This window comes from Oxynema mangrovii CENA135, assembly GCF_016632315.1.
Classification (GTDB): domain Bacteria; phylum Cyanobacteriota; class Cyanobacteriia; order Cyanobacteriales; family Laspinemataceae; genus Oxynema; species Oxynema aestuarii.
In genome coordinates this window covers 3,361,539-3,378,223 of record NZ_JAEOXH010000001.1, presented here as the reverse complement: position 1 = coordinate 3,378,223, position 16,685 = coordinate 3,361,539, and the positions used below count along the sequence as shown (strand labels likewise).

Below are 16,685 nucleotides of genomic sequence, written 5' to 3'. Positions count from 1 at the left end.
TCATAATCTTAGTTGTTGTTATTTTCACCACTGATGAATAATTGACTGGCATTAAAAGTTAACAAAATATAGTTACTTTAATTCCTTAAGGATTTAAGTATTGAAAAGATTCAACAATTTTCACTGCTTCTTGAACTTGAACAGGAGTGCAAGAATTAGCTTTCCAAGAAGTTGAGAATGAATATCTTTGTGGGTTAATTAACAAGCCAGCCTCAATAACTAAGTTTATTTGTGCCATGTTATAATAACGATCAAAATCTGTTTTTCCTAAAACTACTTTTCCTAAAGCTGAAGACAAAACTTCAACTCGTTCATAATCTTCTGGTGCGCCACCCCAACCTCCTGAACTGCCATGTATACTAAAGCAAGAATTATTTGAGTTTTGATATTCTATATGATACACTGGTCCACCCAGTCCCTCGTAAACGTTAAATTTAGCGACTTTATAACCATCGGGTATATAAGCTGGCAAAATAATTTTAAAGGTTTTTTGGTAACGGTTATTTTTAGCAAAACTGAGCAAATCTTGAGTTTGCGAATCAGTCAACTTGGCTAACCTACCTAATTCAGAAGGGTTTGATGTAATTTTATAAGGATTGCCTATTTGAATGTTATCTAGACGATTTCCGATTTCATCTTTAAGCAAAAGCGCCGCTTTTTGACTGAAAAAATATCCTAATACTACTGCTTCCCTGTTCCTACCATAAGGGTTACGATATTCTGAAGGAGCTTGACCTATTTGAGCATTCTGACACAATTGCAACTTTATGTTATCAATATCTTCTGCCCAAGTAAAAACTGGGTAGATATAAGTTGGATAGCTCTTAATATCTTGCGGATTATCTCCGCAGTATTCTTTGGGAAAAACTTCTCTATTGCTTAAAGGAGCTTCTATAACAGTAGCTTCTCCAATCTCTCCACTACCCAACTCTTGCTGCATCAACTTTTTAAACTGATTGGCTCGTTCTTCACCCACAAAAGAGGCAACTTGAATATAATCTTTGCCTTTCGCTTCCCTATACTTTTTCAAAGCATCCCGGCAAAACTTAGATTTCACCGCTTGTAAATTACTTTCACTGTAATCGATATAAACCGGATAAAAATCTACCGGATAAGCCTGCGGGTCTTCTGGCAAATTGTCACCACAAGCATCCTGGGGAAAAGAAACACTATCAAAGATATTAGTTGGCTGCACTGGGGGGGTGGGAGTCGGCTGACTTATCGGTGCATCCTGCTTACTTTCGCCACATCCTAATAAAAACCCCAGAATTAACCCAGTAATTACTGTTTGAATTTTCATGGTTTGGTTAATCTTGTCAACAACGAATCAGGTGAAAATTTGAAACGGGGCAATCAATCCAGATCAGACAAAAATGCGAAATCCTGTAATATTTATGGCGCTTCTAGAGGGATAGTGAGGTTGATTGTGTCCTTCTCAACTCGAAAATATAGCTCTATTATATCAGCACCTTATCCGACTAAGCCGATCGCACCTGATTGCTGGCATGATTTAAATGGTCACTGATGCTGCCCGGTTTGATGGATTCCCGTTTTCACGGGAATGACAGAGTTTGCGTACTTCACAAGTATGAGAATTACATTCTGATGTTCTGTGTGCCAAAACGATGCACGGCCCTGCTGCCTATCCGCACAATCCAAGGTTGAGCATCAGGCAGTCGTTCAAATAGGCGATCGCTGGCGGTCAAAATGTCGTCTGCCACCTCAAAAATGCCCGTTTCAATATCAATGGCCACGATTTTTCCATGATTTCCCGCTTCCAAAGCGCGATCGCATCTATGAAACTGCGATCGCCCCATTATCCCGATCGGGTTTCGTGGCATCAACTCAACCTAAAACAATTCTATGCCAATCTAACAACTCAGTGCAGCACATGCTAAAACGATTCATGCATGAGATGTAGAAGATGAAAACAATCATCACTACTCCGTTTCCTCTAAAGTCTTGAGGTCTTCCTGAAACTCAGCGATATCATAGTGGACGCAGAGACTTCGCTCAGCAATCAGTTATTGAAACTGCATCCGATGCAGCCCCAATAACTCACTCGCTTTCCCCAAACTAATTTGATCTTGCTGAAACAACATCAGCACAATTTCCCAAAATAACTCATTTTCTGAAAACCCACTCGCCTTTACTAGCTCATCGGAAATCACTAAACTCATGGTTATCTCTCTTGGGTTTAAGTCTCCTGCTTAAATCTTAGCAGCACCGGGAGGTGCGAACATACAGAAACCGGGTTTCTTTTAGGCTTTCTGTATCTTTACTAAGATTTGACTAGAAACCCGGTTTCTCAGGTACAAGTAAGAGCGATCGCCTATTATCCTCTCCCCTCGTATCGTTTCAATGAATGCGGTATAATAAAGAGCCAATCCATATTTTTATCAGTTAGTGCCATTTTAAGCAAGTTAAAGCTATGACTACTAAACAACCCCGCTACAGTAAAGAGGAATTCGCTCGCCTTGGGGATGAAATTTATGAATCTCGGGTTCGCCCACAAGTAGAGGCAGGTAATGATGGCAAGATTGTGGCGATCGATTTAGAAACTGGAGATTTTGAAGTTGATGCTAGTGAAATTGCCGCCTGCGATCGCCTTGAAGCCACTCACCCTGATGCTCAAATCTGGATTGTACGAATCGGTTCGGGCTATGTGCGTCGTTTTGGCGGACGAACGAAGAGAACCTGATGATTACCGGAATCATTAATAGAGATTTTGAACCAATTATTCCCCTCTCAGTCTATGGCGGTGATGGCAAAATTTACACACAAAATTCGATTGTGGATACAGGTTTTAATGGTTGGTTGTCATTACCTCCGGATTTAATCGCTCAGTTGAATCTGAGATGGAAAAGAAGAGGAAGAGCCATTCTTGGGGATGGGAGTGAATGTATCTTCAACATCTATGAAGCCATTTTAGTTTGGGATGGAGAGCTTCTAACCATTCCAGTCGATGAAGCTGATTCGGAACCACTTGTAGGGATGTCCCTGATGAATGGCTATCAGTTAGTGGTGCAAGTTTTTCCGGGGGGTTTGGTTGAACTCAGCAAAGTTACCCCAGTCTAATACCTATTTAAAACGAATGGGAGATTAGTCCATGTGGAAAGATGAAATTGTCGAAGAAATTCACCAAATTCGTGAAACCTATGCCAAGTCTTTCAACGATGATTTGAATGCCATATTTGAAGACCTCCGCAAAAAGCAAGCCGAAAGCGGCAGAGAAGTTGTTACTTTGTCGCGCAAACCCGGTCTCAAAACCCGGTGGAGTGGACGATATCTTGGTGATGAAGTAAAGGAAAACAGCCACAGTTAGAAGCCATAGTTAGGAGCGATCTCCCTCGTTACATTCCTCCTCGCGCTTGCGATCGCCCTCCTTGAAAATCTCTTCTTTGTGTTCTCTGTGTCTCTGTGGTAAAAAAATTCCCAGGTTAATTTTATCAAGAAAGAAAGAGGCGATCGCATTGTCAGGGCGATCGGTTGGCGGTGGTTAGCTCAAAAATTGCGTCTGATGGGTTTATGTATCCCAACCAAGATTTCACTAGAAACCCGGTTTCTCTGTACATTACAAAGCAACCACTCGTGTTTGAGCTTCTGGGCAAGACTTGGGTTTTACCACGATTTCCACATCTCGACCAAACGCATTTAAAAAACGAAACAACCGAGTAGTGGAAAAACCCGATAGCTTGCCATTCACTAATGCCGACACTTTAGGCTGGTCAATCCCTAACATTTTTGCCGCCTCAGTTTGAGTCATATTTTCGGCGGCGATAATACCACTAATTCTCCGGGCAAGTTCTGCCTTGACCAGTAATTCATCAGAATTTTCTAACTCTAAATCTGCGAACACATTGGCACTGCCTGCTTGGACTTGAATGGGTTGATTCATCATCTGTTCTTCCTACTAATTGATGTAATTTTCTGACTTAAAGCCTTTAAGTGGTTTCGCAAACGGGTGCTTTTCACCACATTGAGCCAGATATAGCGCATAACCAAGACCTTGCCGAACCTCCTCTGGAAATTTAAATTGTCAGGAGAACTGCCAACCCACTCAACTGGTTTTAGTAATTCACTCATGCCTCAATTATGCTAGTTTTGGCATATCATGTCAATCCCTGAATCCTGCTAGACTACATTTAACTTGTGATGAAGCGAAGTTTATGAAAATTAAAGCCATTATTCATCCAGCAGAAGAAGGGGGTTCTTAAGCAGAAGTACCAGCCCTTCCCGGTTGCATTACCGAAGGCGATACCTTGGAAGAGGTCATGCAGAATTTACAAGATACAGCTATCAGTAGGATAGGCAAATTTCTGCCCACCCTACTTTGGTGTTTTATAAACAGTAAAAAAGCTTGTTTATTTCGATCGCCCCCGAGAGGTTCGCCGTTGTTTGCGGGGTGTTTTCTTCGCCGTTTTTGCCGTCGGACTGCCCAATTCTCCCCACTTCGGCGACCACCAATTGTCCGTTTTGGTTTTAAAAAAAGCAACCTCTTTACATTTGTCCCGGCGGGTTTTGGGATTGGAACAGCGCAACATGACTTTCTGCTGTCCTTCGCGAGTGTATTCGTGACGTTCTAACAGTTTTCCGCATTGAGGACAAGGATGCTCGGTTAACTTCGTCGGATCTGGTTTTCGCTGGGAATAAGGGAGTTCGTATTGCATAGTAGCAACATTTAAAAACATCACCGTTCCGCATCCTCCCTCACGATCGCTACAACTGAGAAAATGGTCGGCTTTGAGTTTGGGCGATCGCGAAAAAACCTTAGTCATAAACCGTTTGCACTGCGGACAAACTACCTCAGTCGCTTCAGTTTTGACTGCAGAACGATGACCGGACTTTTGTTCGGAAACGCGGGTGGGAACGAACTGCTTAATCTCCTGTTTTGCCTTAATTAAAGCAGGATAAAAATAATCTCGATTCCATCCGGTTAAATAGCTTTCCCAGTTTAATTTTCCATCGGCGATCGCATCTAAATCTCGCTCCATTTTTGCGGTAAAATTTGCTTCGATTAAATCTGGCAAAACTTTCGCTAATACCCCATCCAACTCCATTCCTAAATCCGTTGGTTGTAATTTTCCTTTCGTCAAACTGACGTATTTTCGCTCTTTTAACGTCTTAATTGTCGGGGAATAGGTACTCGGTCTCCCGATTCCCTTGCGTTCCATCAACTGAACTAATTTCGGTTCGCTATAACGCGGTGGCGGTTGGGTTCGTTTTTTATCTGCTCCAGCTCGTTTGCACGTGAGATTCTGGCGGGCTTCGATATTCGGTAACCGAGTATCTTCACTGATATTGTTCCAGTATTTCGTATATCCTGCAAAAGTCACGACCTGGCCGCGTGCTTCCCAAAATAACGGCCCGGATTGGCTAAGAATGCGTGTTTTCGCCAGTTGCGCCGGACGACATTGAGAGGCGACGGCGCGATTCCAGATGAGCTGGTAAAGTTGGCCTTCTTCGCGGCTCACTTCCCGCCCTAATGCCTCGGGAGTGCGGGTCACGTGAGTGGGGCGAATGGCTTCGTGGGCTTCCTGGGCGTTACCTTTTGAGCGGTATCGAGTCACTTTGTCCGGCACGTTGCTGGGGTCGTGTTGTTGCAGGTAGTCGCGCACGGCGGCTTGAAATTCGGCAGAAAGTGAGATCGAATCGGTTCGCATGTAGGTAATATGTCCGGCTTCGTAAAGAGCTTGGGCGACCTTCATGGTTTTATCCGGACTGAGGCGTAATTTGGCGCCTGCGGCTTGTTGCAGGGTGGAGGTGATGAACGGTGGCGGGGGGGATTGGGAGGTGTTGCGCTTGTGGATGCGGAGAACTTGGTGAGATTCGCGACGGGCGATCGCCACGATCCGATCGGCTTCTGCTTGTGAGAGAACTTTTTGAGATTCGGGCGCTTTTTGACTGCGATCTTCGGCGTCGTCCGATGGGTTGGCTTCGTCGTCGCTGGTGGCGTCGGCGTCGCCGCGATAAAAGGCTTTGAATCCTTCGGCGTATTCGACCCAGCAGGACCAATAATCTTGGGGAACGAAGGCTTGAATTTCGGCTTCGCGCTGGCAGAGTAAATGGAGGGTCGCACTTTGTACTCTCCCCATCGATTTAGCGCCGATCTTGAGCGCCCAAACGACGTGTTTGCTGCCTTTGTAGCCGACGAGTTTGTCGAGGCAGTCCCGGGCACGTCCGGCGGCGACCAGATCGCGATCGAGGTGGCGGGGATGGGCGATCGCCCGTCTGACGGCGGCGGGGGTAATTTCTGTATAAGTCACGCGATAGGGACGGCGGAGGTGTAGTTCGTGAGCTAAATGCCAGCCGATGGTTTCGCCTTCGCGATCGGGGTCGGTGGCGATATACACAGTATCGGCACGGGCGACGGCTTGGCGCAGGTCGGCGATCGTTTTTTGGGCGCGATCGCTCCTGACCGTGTAGCGACATTTGACGCGATCGCCGATCAAATCAAAACCTAACGCATCTTCGCCGTCGTTGGCGAGTTCGCGCACATGTCCCATACTCGCTTTGACTTGCCACCCCGATCCGAGAATTTGGCTGAGTTTTTTGATTTTTCCGGGAGATTCGATTAATAACAGATTCATTGGGAGATTTTAGATTTTAGATTTTAGATTTTAGATTTTAGATTTTATAATACTTCTAAATTTTCTTAGGTCTATCGTGGGTTGTAAGATTCCTGCTTGTGCGGTAACGACAGGGGGCGTGGATGAACTGGAGTGTTTTAAGAATTGCTATTTGAATTAAGATTCATTGTTAACGGTAAAAACTAATCGTAATAGAGATAAAGCAAAAATAAATAAAAATAACATCAAGCCGATCGTGCAAGCGTAGCCGATTTCCAATTCAGTGAATGCTTTTTCATATAAATAATAAACGATCGTTTTAGAACTATTGCGCGGACCGCCTTGGGTCATGATGTAGACCTCTTCAAATACTTTGGTAGCTGAAATTGAAGAAATAACGGCGACTAAGAATAAATAAGGGCGCATTAAAGGGACGGTAATATCAAAATGCTTGCGGATACCGTCGGAACCGTCGATCGCGGCAGCTTCGTAAACTTCCCCGGGAATGGACTGCAATCCCGCTAAATAAATGGCCATGTAGTAGCCTAATCCTTTCCAAATCGTGACGACCATCACGCTAAAAATAGCCAAGTTGGGACTGGTTAACCAGGGAATACTTTCGCCAAAAATAAAACTCAAACCGCTCATTTTTAGCAGTTGATTGAAGAAACCATTTTCGGCATAAAGCCATTTCCAGGCAATCCCGGCGACGACGAGAGAAATAATGACGGGGGTGTAATAAGCCGCGCGAAACCAGCCGATCGCGCGTAGTTTTTGATTGACTAAAATTGCCAAAGCTAACGGGGCTGCCACGAGTACGGGAACGACGCCGACGAGATAGATAAAAGTATTACCGACAGTTTTCCAAAAAACCGGGTCGGATTGCAACTTGCGAAAGTTGGCGAAGCCGATCCATTGAGGGGCTTGGGTGAGGTCGTACTCGTAGCGAGTAAAACTTAAGAAAAACGCATTCAAGGCAGGCCAAAAAACAGTGAGTCCTAAGATAGTTAAAGCAGGAAAGAGGAATAAATAGGGAATAATTTTGCGGTTTTCCACGGCAAGAATTAGGGAAAGAGATGAAAGTGGTTGAGAGCAGTCAATAGAGAGGAAACAGAGTTGGCTAGGACGATTGTTTGCAGTATCGCGGTAGGGTGACCGTGACCGTCGTTCCGCGACCAATTTCACTTTTAATTTCGATCTGACCTTCGAGTAAGTCTACACATTTTCTAACGATTGACAAACCCAATCCGGTTCCGCGAATCGTACCGACGTTGGTGGCCCGTTGAAAGGATTTGAAGAGGTTGGGGAGATCTTCGGGGGGAATGCCAATTCCGGGGTCTTGAATGCTGATGACGATCGCCTCGTGAGGGGATTCCTCTGGAGTAGATTCGCTCTCTTTTAACGTGAGTTTGAACTCAATTCGACCGCCTTCGGGGGAATATTTGAGGGCGTTGGAGAGCAGGTTGAGTAAAATATGTTCGAGAATTTTATCGTCGATGGTCACTTCAAGGCGATCGCGGTTGGTTTCAAAAGAGATTTGATAACGATCGCCTGCGGTAATTTGACGTTCTTCGACTAAATCGCGGCAAAATTGAACCAACTCTAGGGGAACGGGATTGATGCTGAGTTTCCCGGCTTCGGCTTGACCGATGACGGAAACATCGCTGACCAGTTTGGTCATGTAATCGATCGCGCTTTTAATCCGTTGAAAGTGGCTATTTTTTTTTTCTTCCGACCAAATATCGCTGTAGGTTTGCAATAGCTCACTCGACGAGAGAATGACGCTCAACGGGGTTCTAAATTCATGAGAAACATTAGCAATCAAACGGCTTTTGAGTTCGCTTAACTGGCGTTCGAGTTCGAGAGAACGGCGAATTTCCGCTTCGGCGATCGAGCGTTGTTTTACTTCCGTTTCCAAGCGAATGCGGTCTTTTTCGAGGGCTTCGGCTTGTTTGCGATCGCTGATATCGCGAAACACCCAAACGACGCCAATCGTGCGATTGTTGCGATCGGTAATCGGCGTCACCGTATTTTCGATCGGAATATGGCGTCCTTGCTTGGCGACTAAAACCGCTTCGTCGATCGTTTCTCCAGCTAATTGCCCGGAAAAAAAGGCCAAACCGGGATCGCCGATCGCGACGCCTCGATCTTCGTCGATCAAGTACAACACTTCGGAAACTTCGCGACCGATCGCCTCATTTTGACTCCATCCGGTCAACTGTTCGGCGATCGTATTGAGAAAAGCAATTTTACGACTTTCGTCGGTGGCAATCACCGCATCGCCAATCGAACGCAAAGTCGTCGCAAACCATTCTTTACTCTGCTTCAATTCTTGTTCGAGTTCGTGGCGATAAATCGCCATTTCGATCGTCGTTTTCAAGCTGCGGGCTTCCAAAGGTTTGACCAAATAGCCGAAAGGCGTGGTCAACTTTGCCCGTTGCAGGGTATCGTCGTCGCTGTAGGCGGTCAAATAGACCACCGGAATATTGTAGCGGTCGCGAATTTGTTCGGCAGTTTCTACGCCGTCGATTTCGCCGTCCAAATTAATATCCATCAAGACTAAATTCGGTCGATTTTCGGCGATCGAGGCGAGGGCTTCCTCGCCCGATCCTACCGTAATGGGAACTTGATATCCGAGATCTTCCAACATACTTTGAATATCAAGGGCGACAATGCCTTCATCTTCGACTACCAAAATCTGCTCGTTGGCCATTACTTTTGCCTCCCTCGGGCGGTTACAAAAAGAACTCCAGGCTTCGGATGCCACGGGCAGCCGGGGCGATGGGGGGGTCGGTCGTTCCAGTCTGAAGTCGCTTGGCGATGCAGACGGGAGGGAAGCGTGCTAGTGGGGGACGGGAAAGACAATACGAAACACCGTCCCTGGTTCGGCGAGCAACTCCATGCTTCCTTTGAGTTGCTTGACTAAGGTATTGACCAGTTGCATTCCCAACGATTGAGTGTTGCCCAAACTCAACTCCTGCGGTAAACCGACCCCATTGTCCCCCACGGTCAAAATCATTTGGGGATCGGTACGGTGGAGGGGGACCCTAGATGGACTGGAATTCGACAAAGCGGACTCGTCAAATAACGCGATCCAAATTTCCCCCGTGCGATCGCCGGGAAAGCCATGCTTGAGGGCATTAGATACCAATTCGTTCACAATTAGTCCACAAGGAATTGCTACATCGACACTGAGAAAGATGTCATGAATATTAATTTTAAGGGAAACCCGTTGGATATTGGCGCCGTAAGAACGAAACAAGTGGTTTGTTAGTGTTTTGATATATTGACTGAAATCCACCCGGGCTAAATCTTGAGATTGATAGAGTTTTTCATGGATAAAAGCGATCGACTGAATGCGATTTTGACTGTCATAAAATAATTGGCGGGTTTGGGGATCCCCAAGAGTTCTAGATTGGAGATTGAGCAAACTGGAAATGACTTGAAGGTTATTTTTAACCCGGTGGTGAATCTCTTTAAGTAGCACTTCCTTTTCTTGTAAAGAGGCTTTCAAGCGCGCCTCAGCTTTTTTACTTTCGGTAATGTCATAAAAACAGCCGACAATTTCTGCACGGCGATCGCCGCGAATCAGGCGCAGTTGGTCGCGCACCCAACAGTAACTGCCATGACGACGGCGAAACCGATATTCGACGACGATCGCTTCCGAACGTCCCACCCTAGCTAAAGCATCCCGAAAGCTACCCGCATCGTCAGGATGAACGCAATCGACCCAAAACGCGGGATTTTCTAAGAAGTCTTGGGAGTCGTAACCGAGCAGTCGCGTGACATTCTCGCTAATAAACGTCGTGGCGTAAGGCGGCGAACTTTCAGCGCTGTAAACCACCGTCGGATTGACCGCCAACAGGTGTTCGAGTCGCTCTCGAATCGCCCGCAGGTCTTGTTCGGCTTGTTGGCGTTCGGTGATATCGAGAATAATGGTGCCGACCCCTCGCTGGCTGCCCTCATTCAACGGTACCGGAAAATAGTACACCATCCAATGGCGCATCTTTTGGGGACGCGCCCGGGTCGGAAAAGACAGCTCCAAATTCAACAACGGTTCCCCGGAGTGCAACACTTGTTCTTGCAACGGCACCACGCGATCGGCCCAGGCGGGGAAGATCTCGCGGTCCGTTTTGCCGATCGCCTCGCGCGCGGGGACGCCGTGGATGTCGGCGAGAGCTTGATTGACTTGTAAATAACGCAGTCGCTCATCTTGCAAAGACAGTCCCACGTAAACTTGACCGATCGCCGTAAAAAACGAGTGCAGTAACTGTTCGCGCTGGGCCAGTTCCCGTTCCAACGCCTTGCGATCGCTGATATCGCGCCCTTCCAAGATCAATTGCACCACCCGGGCGCGATCGTCGCGAATCGGCTCGATCGAAATATCTAAGGTGATTCGGCGATCGCCCTCGGTCGTCACCTCAATTTCGCAGCGAACGAACTCCCCCCGCGCCGCCGCCACGATCCCCGAGTGGATTTGGGCGGCAGTCGCCTCGGACCAGCAGGGGGAAGGGAGATCCCCCGCCAAATTGCCGCGAATCCCGTCCCAAAACGAACAGCCGATCGCCTCCCTCGCAGAAATACCCAATAAATCCAGCGTCGTTTGGTTGACCTCCAAAATCGCTCCCTCGACGGTCAACACGGCCATATACTGGAACGTCTGGTCGAAAATGGCGCGAAAACGGCGTTCGGTTTGGGATAGAGCCGCTTCGATCTGCTTGCGATCGGTAATATCGCGGGCGATCCCGTCGATGCGTAACGGTTGACCGTCTTCTGCGAACGAGAGTTGACCGCGATCGTGAAGCCAGCGCACTTCGCCGTCCGGTCGCACGATCCGATATTCGAGGTCTTTCCAGCCGAGGGTCAACATTTGCTCGGCATTGGCCCGCACCCGATCGCGGTCGGCGGGATGGACCGCTTCCAGCCATCGATCGGGGCACTCTAAAAATTCCCGACAGGTACGCCCGAACACCACCTCGGTCACCGGATTGAGATAAAGTAACTGGTGAGTTCGAGCGCAGACGGACCAGACCACGTCATTGAGAGAATTGAGGATATTTTCGAGCCGTCGTTCGCTCTCGCGCAACGCCGACTCGACTTGAACCCGGCAGGCAATTTCTGCTTGTAATTGCTCGACCACCTGGCGCAGTTCGGCAGTTTGTTCGCGCACCCGAGTTTCCAAACTTTGATTGAGCTGTTCGAGTTTTTGGCGAGCTTGTTCTCGTTCCGTGATGTCGCGATCCACGCCGCGATAGCCCCGGAATTCGCCGTCGGCACTAAACAGGGGAACCCCACTGCTTTCGAGGATCCCCCGACGACCGCCTCGGTGGCGGACCGTGCGTTTCAACAACTCGAACGGGCGGCGATCGCGCCAAAACCGCTCGAAGGTTTCCCGATACGCCTCCACTTGGGCCGGATCGATGGTGTCGAATACGGTCGTACCGACGATTTCGGCGGGTTCGTAGCCTAAAATATCGCGAATGCGCGGGCTGGCGTAAGTGTAAACCCCCTGGGCGTTCATTTCCCACACCCAATCGGCCATGGTTTCGATCGCCTGACGAAAGCGTTCTTCGCTGAAATGCAGTAACTTTTGGGCGACCTGGCGCTGAAAGATTTCGAGGCGCAGTTGTTCGACGACGGTTTTTAAGGGGGGGGTGGAGCGATCGCGACCAATTTCGGAGCGAGAGGGAAGCGCTACGCCAGAGCGCGACCAAGGGGCGATCGCCAGGTGCAAGGCTTCGGGGCTGAGGCTGGCGAGCAGGTCCGTGAGGTCGAGCAGGCCGACGATCGCCCCGTTCGGGTCTTTAACGGCCAAATGGCGGACGTGATGGAATTGCATTAACTGGTAGGCGGTCCACCAGGAATCCTCCTGCCGACAGCACACGGGCGCGGTCCACGCTTGAGCCTCCAGGGGGCGATCGGCATCAATTGCCCAGGCCCAGGCGGCGATCGCGTCGGCTGCGGCGACGGTGGCGATCGCTTCTCCGGCGCGGGCTAACAGCACGCTGGTACGACCTGCCCGCGCCATCTGTCGGACGGCGACCCGATACGAGTCCCGGGGATCGATGGCGACGGCAGGGATCGGCCCCAAGGAAGCCACCGGGAGATCGCGCAAGGTCGGCGTGACATGAAGGGCGCGGGCGAGACTTTCCGGGGCGATCGCCCCGAGGAGCTGACCCGTGGCACTGTTGACCGGAAGCGGGGTAAAGCGCTGCTGGTAGAGAAGGGCGATCGCCCTCGCCAGATCGAGGCTTTCCGTCGCTTTCACCGCGTTTCCGAGGCACTGGGTCGCGTCGCCGAGGGTGAGCGCCGCCAAGTCCCGCTCCTCAGCGAGCAGGCGCACCGCCTCACTTTCGGCGAACACCCCCAACCATTGCAAAGGCTGACCGGGTTGCAAGGAGCCTCCCCCACCCTGGCCCCACGGTTCGACGACGGCGAGGTAGCTGACCCGCCCCCGGTGCATGAGGGCGAGGGCTTGTGTGAGGGGAGTTTCCGGACGTACCGCCAGGGGATGACGATCCAAAACTGCCGCTAAAGGGGAGGTGAACTCTAGAACCATCGTCCTGTTAGAGCGATCGGGCGTTTTTCATCGGAGTTTTTTTGATAAAATTTGGTCTGAGGGTCGAGGGGTGGGGATTGTGTTCCCGAGATCCGGCGATCGCCGGAAACCCCACGGATCGAACGCGAACCGGCCCGATCGTCGCACTGGCACTGCCGCGATCGCGGCATTTACATCCATTCTAGTAAGGGCAGGCGCACCGTCGCCGTCGTTTCGCCGTCGGGAACGCTATCGAGTTTGAGGTCGCCCCCGTAGAGTTGGCTCAACCGTCGCACGATCGCCAATCCCAGCCCGGATCCCTGTTGTTCGTAAAGTTTGCGCTCGAACTGCATGTAGGCGCCGACATTGGCAATCTGGGTGGCGCTCATCCCCCGCCCACGATCGACAATACTCAAGTAGTAGTCGGTGGGTTCTTGTTTGCGTCCGACAACGCGAATCGGGGTCTCGGGAGAGGAATATTTACAGGCGTTATCAATTAATTCTTCGACGATTTTATGCAAGTGCACTGCCGAAATCGCAATCGATGCCGTTTCGAGATCGAGGGAGAGGTCGCCTTCTCGTCCCGCCTCCACCAGTTTCGATCGCACCGCCCGTTCGATCTCCGTCGGGCTGTGGGCGCCGATATTATTCATCCAATATTGCAAGCGTTGCGGGTCTCGGGCGACGATCTCGATTTCGGCATATAACAAGTAATTTTGTACCAGTCGGTGCAGTCGCTTCGCCGAAACTTGGATACCTTCCAACATCTCTAACGCTTCTTCGCGATCGAGATCTTCGTAGTCTTCCGCGAGCAGTTGGGCGTAGCCTAAAATGCCGTTGATCGGGGTCCGCAGTTCGTGGGGAAGGGACAGGGCGATCGTATTGCGCAATTCCTCTAGTTTTTGTTGGGATTGCTCTGCAATGGTCGCTTGTTTTTGCAAGCGGGTGGCGATCGCCCCGAGTAATTCGTCGATTGTAAATGGTTTGCTCAGATAGTCGTCGGCCCCCAACTCCATCCCCTTGCGGGTATCCGCCTTCTCCGCCTTCGCCGTTAAAAAGATAAAGGGAATCGTCGCGGTGGCGCGATCGCTTTGCAACGCTTCCAACACCCCATAGCCGTCGAGGTGGGGCATCATCACGTCGCACAAAATCAAATCCGGCAACTCTTCGCGCGCCCGCTTGACCCCTTCCACGCCATTTTCGGCAGCAACGGTCTCGAAGTTCTCCGCATCGAGCAGTTCGACGATGTTATCGCGCACCGACATTTCATCTTCAATGACTAGAATCTTCTTCATCTTCTACGACGAGTATTTTATCCATCGCTCGCACTTAAGCTAAACCTTTTGAATAAACCTTTTGAAATAAAGGTGATTCACTTGGCTTTTAAAGTGGAGGTCTTGCTCCATTCGAGGGTCTAATTGCCGTCCGACGTCGAGCTTAGCTGGATCTTGCAAAGGTGCAGTGGACTCCCCTACAAGAGGAAAGCACGAGTGGGCGATCGCCCCTTTTGACCGCTCGATCTCAATATAGCAAGAGTTTTGACCCCCAGTTTCGCTCCCCCACCTGCAAACCCGTCCGTCCCCGGCGAACGAGAACGGCTTCAATAAGAAGGAAGGTAGTCGTCGGTTTCGGGAAGCTTGAGTTTTTTGCCCGTCCTCAGTAGGGTTTCAAACTCGCTGGTGGAAATTGGAGGGCTGAATAAATAGCCCTGTAAAGTATCGCACTCTTGGCCGTATAAAAACAATAATTCTTGATAAGTTTCTACACCTTCGGCCACTACTTTTAAATTGAGTCCGTGAGCCATCTGCAAAATGGCAGTGGCGATCGCCGCATTTTTGCGATCTTCGGGTAAGTTGCGCACGAAGCAGCGATCGATTTTTAAAATATCGAAGGGGAATTGTTGCAAGTAACTCAGGGAGGAATACCCAGTACCAAAATCGTCGAGGGCGATCGTCATTCCCAAAGCTTTAATCGCCTTTAATTTGGCGATCGTATTGTCAATATTTTGAACTAAAAGACTTTCAGTAACTTCAATTTCTAGCGTAGAAGGTTCTAACCCGGTCGTCTCTAAAATTTCTGCTAATTTCGGCACTAAATCCGGCTGGTTGAATTGCCGGATCGAGAGGTTGATCGCCAATCTGCCCTCAAACAAGCCCCGTGCTTGCCACTGTTGAATTTGGCTGCAAGCGGTTTGTAAAACCCACTGTCCGATGGGAACGATCAAGCCAATTTCTTCCGCGAGGGGAATAAATTTTCCCGGAGACACCAAGCCCTTTTCGGGATGTTGCCAGCGCACTAAGGCTTCCGCTCCGGCAATTTTTCCAGTTTTGAGTTCGACTTGGGGTTGATAGTAAACTAGAAATTCCGATCGCTCCAAGGCGTAGCGCAAACTGGTTTCTAAATTCAAATCGGCGATCGCGTGAGCGGTCAACGACGGGTTATAAAATTCATATTGATTGCCGCCGAGTTGTTGCGCCCGCGACATCGCCGCTCCGGCGCGCTTCATCAAATTGTCGATATCGCGGGCGTGAATCGGATAAATCCCTATACCGATACTGACGGTCATAAAAATCTCGTGACGGTCTAACAAGAACGGACGGGCCATCGTTTCGAGAATGTGTTCGACCAAGGGCAAACAGGGGCGCGCGTCCCCATTGGCGAGGCGATCGCTTCCGAGGGAATTCGGGCGAACGTTTTGACTGAAGGGAGATTGAACGATCGCGAAGCGTTCGCCGTTGAGGTGGGCGACGGTATCGTCGGGATTGACACAACTGAGTAGGCGGCGGGCAACTTCTTGAATGAGGCGATCGCTTAACGCATGACCCAAAGTTTCGACGATCCGGCTGAAGCGATCCAAACCGATATAAAGAATCGGGATCGGCTGTTGTCCTCGCTCGGCTTGAGTTTCAATGCGATCGAACTGTTCGCGCAACAGCAGTTGATTGGGCAATTTGGTGAGCGGATCGTAGTGCACCGAGTCATTCAGTCGCGCTTTGACTTGCTGCAAGGAGGCGATCAGTTCTTGTTTTTCATGACTGTAGCGCTGTTGCATCGCCGCCTGTTTTTCCAGGCGCACCGACACCGCACTGAGCAATTCGGCCCGTCGGAAGGGTTTAGTTAAATAATCGTCCGCTCCGAGATTCATTCCCTGGCGCAGGTCGGCGACTTCGGCTTTCGCCGTTAAAAAAATAAAGGGAATTGTGGCGGTTGTCGGATCTTGACGCAATTCGGTCAGAACCCCGTAGCCGTCGAGTTCGGGCATTTTAATATCGCACAAGATCAAGTCCGGAAGGTGTTGTTGCGCGAGTTCTACCCCAATTTTGCCATTTTCAGCACCGAGGGTCTCGAAGTTCATCGAGTCAAGGATTTCGAGAATGTTGGCTCGGACAAATTCCTCGTCCTCTATCACCAAAATTGTTTTCATCATCGATTTAGGTTGCAAGTAAGAGGCCGCAATTTCACTAGATCTCATGGCTGGGGGAATTTCAACTCAGATCTCGATCTCGCGCGCACGGGAGCGACGAACTCGGGAGGAGTCCCCTCGCTCACTGCCGTTTAACGCCTGGGAGAGGAGCGCT

At 49.6% G+C, this 16,685-nt stretch carries 13 protein-coding genes and 1 pseudogene; 4 read left to right on the top strand and 10 right to left on the bottom strand.

Annotation, left to right across the window (positions count from 1 at the left end; genetic code table 11):
• Positions 1-85: 85 nt before the first annotated feature.
• The 3 genes from JJD41_RS13210 to JJD41_RS13200 form a co-directional block, all read right to left on the bottom strand.
• Entirely contained in the window at positions 86-1,300 is a 1,215-nt protein-coding gene (locus JJD41_RS13210) for a hypothetical protein (protein WP_200666598.1), read from the bottom strand.
• Positions 1,301-1,595: 295 nt separating this feature from the next.
• Complete coding sequence (locus JJD41_RS13205) at positions 1,596-1,841, bottom strand: hypothetical protein (protein WP_200666596.1); 246 nt, start codon at positions 1,839-1,841, stop codon at positions 1,596-1,598.
• 183 nt (positions 1,842-2,024) lie between these two features.
• The gene (locus tag JJD41_RS13200) at positions 2,025-2,180 is read right to left on the bottom strand and encodes a UPF0175 family protein (protein WP_370583808.1); all 156 of its coding nucleotides are present in this window, start codon (positions 2,178-2,180) and stop codon (positions 2,025-2,027) included.
• Between the two features lie 251 nt (positions 2,181-2,431).
• On the opposite strand from JJD41_RS13200, the gene JJD41_RS13195 reads away from it, so the two are divergent.
• From JJD41_RS13195 to JJD41_RS13185, 3 genes are read left to right on the top strand one after another with little or no spacing between them, the layout of a single operon-like run.
• Positions 2,432-2,701, top strand: a complete 270-nt coding sequence (locus JJD41_RS13195; protein ID WP_200666594.1) for a hypothetical protein — start codon at positions 2,432-2,434, stop codon at positions 2,699-2,701.
• Positions 2,701-3,078, top strand: a complete 378-nt coding sequence (locus tag JJD41_RS13190) for a clan AA aspartic protease (protein WP_200666592.1) — start codon at positions 2,701-2,703, stop codon at positions 3,076-3,078. Before JJD41_RS13195 ends, JJD41_RS13190 begins: the two co-directional genes overlap by 1 nt.
• 31 nt (positions 3,079-3,109) lie before the next feature.
• On the top strand, positions 3,110-3,325 hold the full coding sequence (locus JJD41_RS13185; protein ID WP_200666590.1) for a hypothetical protein: 216 nt from the start codon (positions 3,110-3,112) through the stop codon (positions 3,323-3,325).
• 249 nt (positions 3,326-3,574) lie between these two features.
• Here the strand turns inward: JJD41_RS13185 and JJD41_RS13180 are convergent, their stop codons facing one another.
• Positions 3,575-3,901, bottom strand: a complete 327-nt coding sequence (locus JJD41_RS13180) for a helix-turn-helix domain-containing protein (protein WP_234488620.1) — start codon at positions 3,899-3,901, stop codon at positions 3,575-3,577.
• 268 nt (positions 3,902-4,169) lie between these two features.
• Between JJD41_RS13180 and JJD41_RS24810 the strand changes: the two are divergent.
• Positions 4,170-4,292 (top strand): annotated as a pseudogene (locus tag JJD41_RS24810) (type II toxin-antitoxin system HicB family antitoxin); the annotation flags it as partial.
• A 72-nt stretch (positions 4,293-4,364) separates the two neighbouring features.
• Here JJD41_RS24810 and topA read toward each other — a convergent pair.
• The 6 genes from topA to JJD41_RS13150 all read right to left on the bottom strand — a co-directional run bounded on the left by topA (position 4,365) and on the right by JJD41_RS13150 (position 16,579).
• On the bottom strand, positions 4,365-6,590 hold the full coding sequence (gene topA / locus JJD41_RS13175) for a type I DNA topoisomerase (protein ID WP_200666586.1): 2,226 nt from the start codon (positions 6,588-6,590) through the stop codon (positions 4,365-4,367).
• 156 nt (positions 6,591-6,746) lie between these two features.
• Entirely contained in the window at positions 6,747-7,625 is an 879-nt protein-coding gene (locus JJD41_RS13170; RefSeq protein ID WP_370583807.1) for a carbohydrate ABC transporter permease, read from the bottom strand.
• Positions 7,626-7,689: 64 nt separating this feature from the next.
• Positions 7,690-9,282, bottom strand: coding sequence for a hybrid sensor histidine kinase/response regulator (locus JJD41_RS13165; RefSeq protein ID WP_200666584.1), 1,593 nt, complete (start codon positions 9,280-9,282; stop codon positions 7,690-7,692).
• A 129-nt stretch (positions 9,283-9,411) separates the two neighbouring features.
• On the bottom strand, positions 9,412-13,128 hold the full coding sequence (locus JJD41_RS13160) for a PAS domain S-box protein (RefSeq protein WP_200666582.1): 3,717 nt from the start codon (positions 13,126-13,128) through the stop codon (positions 9,412-9,414).
• Positions 13,129-13,298: 170 nt separating this feature from the next.
• Complete coding sequence (locus JJD41_RS13155; protein ID WP_200666580.1) at positions 13,299-14,402, bottom strand: hybrid sensor histidine kinase/response regulator; 1,104 nt, start codon at positions 14,400-14,402, stop codon at positions 13,299-13,301.
• 305 nt (positions 14,403-14,707) lie between these two features.
• Positions 14,708-16,579 (bottom strand): putative bifunctional diguanylate cyclase/phosphodiesterase, encoded by a 1,872-nt coding sequence (locus JJD41_RS13150; protein WP_234488619.1) that lies wholly within the window; start codon positions 16,577-16,579, stop codon positions 14,708-14,710.
• Positions 16,580-16,685: the final 106 nt, after the last annotated feature.